Origin of the sequence: Brevundimonas sp. (assembly GCF_036402095.1) — a bacterium.
Lineage (GTDB): Bacteria > Pseudomonadota > Alphaproteobacteria > Caulobacterales > Caulobacteraceae > Brevundimonas.
Map to the genome: position 1 here is coordinate 1 of NZ_DASWTO010000198.1, position 2,311 is coordinate 2,311.

The 2,311-nt window shown below is 73.4% G+C and carries 3 protein-coding genes and 1 pseudogene; 2 read left to right on the forward strand and 2 right to left on the reverse strand.

All coding sequences use genetic code 11. The features are described 5' to 3' along the window. Both VGD32_RS13045 and VGD32_RS13050 read right to left on the reverse strand, forming a co-directional pair. A partial coding sequence (locus VGD32_RS13045; protein ID WP_331032314.1) for a DEAD/DEAH box helicase occupies positions 1 to 368 on the reverse strand: 368 nt, incomplete at its 3' end. A 49-nt stretch (positions 369 to 417) separates the two neighbouring features. After that, on the reverse strand, positions 418 to 879 hold the full coding sequence (locus VGD32_RS13050; RefSeq protein ID WP_331032315.1) for an OsmC family protein: 462 nt from the start codon (positions 877 to 879) through the stop codon (positions 418 to 420). A gap of 111 nt (positions 880 to 990) precedes the next feature. Between VGD32_RS13050 and rpe the strand changes: the two genes are divergently transcribed. Beyond that, positions 991 to 1,662, forward strand: coding sequence for a ribulose-phosphate 3-epimerase (gene rpe / locus VGD32_RS13055; RefSeq protein ID WP_331032316.1), 672 nt, complete (start codon positions 991 to 993; stop codon positions 1,660 to 1,662). Beyond that, positions 1,659 to 2,311: pseudogene (locus VGD32_RS13060) on the forward strand (heparinase); the annotation flags it as partial. The gene rpe and the pseudogene VGD32_RS13060, both read left to right, overlap by 4 nt.

The window sequence follows — 2,311 nt, forward strand, 5'->3', positions numbered from 1 at the left end:
AGCAGATCCAGTTCGCCGGCCCGCGCCGCCCGCCAGATCTCCGACCGGTCGTCCAGCGAGACGCCGGAATCCAGCCGGGCCGCCGCCACCCCCTGCTGTCTCAGGGCCTCGACCTGGTCGGTCATCAGGGCGATCAGCGGCGAGATCACCAGGCCCAGTCCGGGCCGCAGCATGGCCGGGACCTGGTAGCAGACGCTCTTGCCCCCGCCGGTGGGCAGCACGGCCAGCACGTCCCGGCCGGCGAGGACCTCGGCGACCACCTCGGCCTGGCGGCCGCGGAAATCGGCATGACCCCAGACCCGCTCCAGCGTCGCGCGCGCCTCGGCCAGCGTCGGCGGGGCGGCGAGGAGAGTTGAGTCGGCGGGCATCGCCGCCTTGTGCCTCATTTGTTCCGGCCTGGGAACGGCTGTCGGCGGCTCAGCGGGGTTCCACCGCGACCGCCGCCCGGATGGAGTTGGCGATGTAGCAGGCCTCGTGGGCCCGGTGATGCAGGTCGTCCAGGGCGGCGGCGTCGGGCCGCGCCTCGCCGGAGAAGACGATCGAGGGCCGCAGGGTCACCGCGGTGATCGACATCCGGCCGCGCTCGTCCCGGCCCAGCACCCCGACCGCGTCGTCCTGGTAGCGGTCGACGACGAACCCGTCCTTCCGCGCATAGGCGAGGAAGAACAGCATGTGACAACTGGACACGGCCGCCACCAGCGCCTCTTCCGGGTCCACCGCGGCCGGGTCGGACATCGGCGCCGGCACGCTGGACGGGGCCGAGGAACCCCGCACCACCGCCCCGCCGTCGAAGCGCCAGTCGTGGGCGCGGGCGTACTGGTTGTCGGAAAAGACCTGTCCGTCCCGGCTCCATTCGATGGTTGCGACGTGTTCGCTCATGACGGTCTCCGCGGCGGATGGGGGTCGATGACCGAACCGTGTAGCTCCGGCGGCCGCCGAAACCCAGCCCGCGCCTTGCTACCGTCGGCGACCCGTCTTATCCCCGGACCCATGCCCGCGCCCCTGATCTGCCCGTCGATCCTAGCCAGCGACTTCGCCCGCCTCGGCGAGGAGGTCGCCGCCCTCGAGGCCGCCGGCGCCGACTGGGTCCACGTCGACGTGATGGACGGCCATTTCGTGCCCAACATCACCATCGGCCCCGAGGTGGTGAAGGCGCTGCGCCCGCACACCAGCCTGCCGTTCGACGTGCACCTGATGGTCGCCCCGGTCGATCCCTGGCTGGAGGCCTACCGCGAGGCCGGGGCCGACTACCTGACCGTCCACCCGGAAAGCGGGCCGCATCTGCACCGCACGCTCGGCCGCATCCGCCAGCTGGGCGCGAAGGCGGGCGTGGTGCTGAACCCCGGCACGCCGCTGGCCGTGCTGGAGGAGGTGATCGATCTGGTCGACCTGGTGCTGCTGATGTCAGTCAATCCGGGCTTCGGCGGCCAGTCCTTCATTCCCTCGACCCTGCGCAAGATCGAACGCACCCGCGCCCTGCTCGACGCGGCCGGATCGAAGGCGCGCCTGCAGGTCGACGGCGGGGTCACCGCCGCCAACGCGGGCGCCTGCGTCGCCGCAGGGGCCGACGCCCTCGTCGCCGGCACGGCGGTGTTCCGCGGCGGCGCGGCCGCCTACGCCGACAATATCCGCGCCCTGAAGGCCGCCACCCCCCCGGCATGAGTCCCCTCGGCCCCTTCGCCCGCCCGGAAGCAGACGCCCCGCAGCCCGGTGCGATCCCCGGCCTGCGCGGCGCGCCGATGCGGACCCCGGTGCGCACCACCGACGCCGCCACCGGACCCGGTCTGTGGCCCGCCGTCGCCGGCCGCCTGCTGACCCGACAGCTGTGGATCGAGCTCTACGGCCTGCCCGGTTACGCCCTCACCCTGAAAGGCCGGACAGCGCAGGGCTTCGCGGCAACGCCGCGCGATTTCCGTCCGGTCGATCCCGCCGCCGGCAAGACGGTCCTGGGCGGGAAATTCATCCTCGCGGGCTCCAGCCTCGAGGCCGCCGCCCCCGAAGATCCGTGGAACCGGCCCAGCCCGACCCGCGCCTTCGCCGTCGAACTGCACGCCTTCGCCTGGCTGCCGTCACTGATGCTCGAGGGCGAGCGGGGCGCGCGCGAGGCCCTGCGGCTGACCCTGGCCTGGGCGACGGTCTTCGCCCGCTGGTCGCCGTTCGCCTGGGATCCCGCCATCCTGGCCCGTCGCACCTTCACTCTCGCCTGCGCCGCCCGCCGCATGGGTCAGGTCGCCACGGAGGCCGAGCGGCTGCGGCTCGCCGACGTGCTGGGACGGCAGGCGCGCCAGCTGTTGCGTCCGCCGGGCGGGGT

What these genes read in the sequence shown, in the direction of transcription:
- VGD32_RS13050 (WP_331032315.1), bottom strand. Translation starts at nt 879, where the DNA reads ATGAGCGAACACGTCGCAACCATCGAATGGAGCCGGGACGGACAGGTC.
- rpe (WP_331032316.1), top strand. Translation starts at nt 991, where the DNA reads ATGCCCGCGCCCCTGATCTGCCCGTCGATCCTAGCCAGCGACTTCGCC.